Annotated in this window: 4 protein-coding genes; 3 read left to right on the forward strand and 1 reads right to left on the reverse strand. The window is 56.4% G+C overall.

Features of this window, described 5'->3' with window-relative positions:
* The 3 genes from ACOSYY_RS16590 to ACOSYY_RS16600 form a co-directional block, all read left to right on the forward strand.
* Nucleotides 1–474 (forward strand): efflux RND transporter permease subunit (locus ACOSYY_RS16590; protein ID WP_421663862.1); only part of this gene is annotated, 474 nt, incomplete at its 5' end.
* A 1-nt stretch (nucleotide 475) separates the two neighbouring features.
* Nucleotides 476–1,702, forward strand: coding sequence for an efflux RND transporter periplasmic adaptor subunit (locus ACOSYY_RS16595; protein ID WP_421663864.1), 1,227 nt, complete (start codon nucleotides 476–478; stop codon nucleotides 1,700–1,702).
* A 241-nt stretch (nucleotides 1,703–1,943) separates the two neighbouring features.
* Nucleotides 1,944–2,252 carry a P-II family nitrogen regulator gene (locus ACOSYY_RS16600; protein ID WP_421663865.1) on the forward strand — a complete coding sequence of 103 codons (309 nt, stop codon included), beginning with the start codon at nucleotides 1,944–1,946 and terminating at the stop codon, nucleotides 2,250–2,252.
* 275 nt (nucleotides 2,253–2,527) lie between these two features.
* Here ACOSYY_RS16600 and ACOSYY_RS16605 read toward each other — a convergent pair.
* A partial coding sequence (locus tag ACOSYY_RS16605) for a helix-turn-helix domain-containing protein (protein ID WP_421663867.1) occupies nucleotides 2,528–2,808 on the reverse strand: 281 nt, incomplete at its 5' end.

Genomic DNA, 2,808 nt, shown 5'->3' on the forward strand with positions numbered 1-2,808 from the left:
GCGATCGCGCTCGTTTATCTCCTGATCGTCATTAACTTCCAATCATGGCTCGATCCGCTCGTGATCATTACGGCCTTGGTCGGTGCTCTAGCCGGAATCGCTTGGGCATTGTTCGTGACCCATACCAACGTATCCGTGCCCGCTCTGATGGGGGCCATTATGACGATGGGTACGGCAACGGCCAATTCGATCCTGCTCGTGGCCTACGCGCGAGAACGGTTGGCCGTTCACGGCGACGCGCTGCGCGCAGCGGCCGAGGCCGGTACGGCCCGCATTCGACCGGTGCTCATGACCGCGGCGGCCATGATCATCGGTATGCTGCCGATGTCGATGGGGAATTCTCCAAATGCACCGCTGGGACGCGCCGTCATGGGGGGATTGACGGTCGCAACCCTGTTTACGCTGTTTTTCGTTCCGTGCGTGTATGCCCTCATCTATCACAGAAGGATCGTGCCGGAAAAGGAGGCTATCTAACATGAAATCGTTCCGTGGAAAGGGACTTGTACTTGCGGCCATCATCTTATGTCCGCTGTATCTTGGTTATAGGTTCTACGGAGGCCAGCTCGAAGCTGCGGCATTGCAGGAGCACACTCTTGAGCGCGCCATACCGACGGTAGCCGTCACGCAGGCGCAGCCGGCGGATGCCAATGACACCATTACGCTTCCCGGCAATATACAAGCCTGGTATGAGGCACAGATCTACGCCCAGGTCTCCGGCTATGTGAAGATGTGGCACAAGGATTACGGGGCGCAGGTGAAACAGGGCGATGTCCTTGCCGATGTCAACGCACCGGCGCTCGACGCCCAATATGCACAGGCGAAGGCGGATCTGGAAACCGAACGGGCCAAGAATGTGCTGGCTGAATTGACCGCGAAACGCTATGTGGCGATGCGGCATAACCAGGCGGTCTCCGAGCAGGCGATTTCTGTGCAGGTCCAAGAGGCAAAAGCCCAAGCGGCGAGAGTGAGAGCGGCGGAGCAGAACGTCAAGAATTTCGAAGCGCTGATCCGGTTCAAGACGATCGTTGCGCCGTTTGACGGTGTGGTGACCGCGCGCAACATCAATGTCGGGAACTACGTCAATAAGGAAGCGAGCCCTGGAGAAGGCAACTCCGGCGGGATCAGGGACCTCTTTACCGTCGCCGACGTCAGCAAGATGCGTTTGTTCGTCAGCGTGCCGGAGGCTTTCGGACCTTTCCTCCAACCGGGTTTGACCGCCGACGTCACTGTGCCACAATTGCCAAATCGACATTTTACGGCCCAGTTCCTGACCGTCGCCAAGGGATTCAATGTGAGCACGCGCACAGCGATTACTGTCTTTACGATCGAGAACGAGGACCGCGCGCTGTGGCCCGGATCGTATGCGACTGTTCGTATCACCGCGCCGGTGGAAAAAAACATCCTCACGATTCCGTCGAGCGCGATGGTGTTTCAGGAGCTCGGTACGGAGGTGGTCGTTGTGACGGAGGATGACCAGGTGCATTTCAAACCGATTACCGTGGCCAGAATCCTTGACAACGTCGTCGAAGTGACCGATGGGATTTCCGTCGACGATCGTATCGTGAATAATCCGAGTGCCGCCTTGCTGGAAGGCAAAAAGGTGCGTATCGTCACATCCGCTCCGGGTTATGACCTTGTGATACGAGAGGCTCCAGCTCCAGAGGCCAATGCGCAGAAGAAACCATCGGCGAAGTCTTTATGACCTCCGGGCGCGGAAGTATCGCTGTCGGTCTTTCAAGGAGGATATATCGTCACGCCCAATTGTACAGGCGTGATCGGCGTATCGCGAGACGGAAGACCGGTATCACTCGACCGTGCTCAATGCCTTTCGCGAAGTCGAGGTTCAATAGAGAACATCGCTTCGGAGTCCTCGGATATGGCAACTTCCGAATGAGTCGTCTGATGCCTCAATGGCTATATTGTGGAGGGGGGAGCACACACACATGAGAACTCTCATCATTGTGGTCCGGAACTCTATGTTAAGTGACTTGGAGAGGCTCCTGTGCAGTAATGGGGTGATGACATATACGATACTCAGCAACGTCGAGGGGAAGGGAGTCACAGGTCGAGTGTATGGAACCTTCCTCAATCCCGACATCAACACCATCATTTGGGCGGTCCTTCAGCCAGATCAGGCAGACCGGGCCGTCAGTGCACTGAAAACTCTTCACATGGGGAGAAAAGAGACTTCGCGTGATGACAATCCTATACCTCTCAAGGTATTTTCGTTTCCTTGTGAAGAACACATGTAGCGCTTGCAAACTGTCTCACGTCAACCGTGCAGTCGGTCATGCTCTTGGTTCATCGGCTCATGGAGAGCCACCGCACACGGGTGTGGCTCACAGCCAGCCGCGATGTCTATTCCATTAGCCTGGAGCAGTTTGTGGAGGCAGACCATCCGATGCAGATGACCTGATCATTGACAGCATCGCGACTTAGGTCACCAGTGAAAGCGATGATAATGTGATGGTAAGGCAGTGCGCTGATCAAATTCTGACGGCGTTTTCTAGCAAGGCTTCATTCCCCCTCAGTAACCGATACGATCTGACACATCAGCCTCGGTGGGAAGCCGGGATTTGCCGAGGCCATAGCGGTCGAGGAGCCGATACAGCGTGCGGCGACTGATGCCGAGCAGGCGGGCTGTCCGCTCCTTATTGCCCTGCGCGGACTCCAGCATCTTGAGCACCTGCTCCCGCTGCAACGCCTTGAGGGTGCCGGGTAAGATCTCCAGACGTTCCGAATGCAGACCGTCACTTTGCAGGACCTCGGGCGGCAGATCCTCTTTGGAGAGGATCGCATGCGGGGCCA

The sequence above is a fragment of the Nitrospira sp. BLG_2 genome, from assembly GCF_049222245.1.